We start from the raw sequence: 217 nt of genomic DNA, 5'->3' as shown, positions 1-217 counted from the left end.
GGCTTCACGCCGGGGACTGACCGACGGATATCCAGGCGATCGAACAGCATCTCCCAGGCGGTGATCGCTGTCAGCGGCAGTGCCGCGGCTTCAGCCCAGTTCAGGGAACGGGGCTTACGGCCGACAATCCGCTCGTCGACCAGGTGGAATTCGGCATCGGTTCCCGGACGATCGAGCGCGCCTGCGTAGAAAACCTCATCCCCGATGGCAAAATCCG

At 63.6% G+C, this 217-nt stretch carries 1 pseudogene; it reads right to left on the bottom strand.

Annotation, left to right across the window (positions count from 1 at the left end):
* Positions 1–217: pseudogene (locus B7449_RS16745) on the bottom strand (zinc-binding alcohol dehydrogenase family protein); the annotation flags it as partial.

The sequence above is a fragment of the Komagataeibacter intermedius TF2 genome, from assembly GCF_000964425.1.
GTDB lineage: Bacteria > Pseudomonadota > Alphaproteobacteria > Acetobacterales > Acetobacteraceae > Komagataeibacter > Komagataeibacter intermedius.
This window is presented reverse-complemented; position numbering and strand designations above follow the sequence as displayed.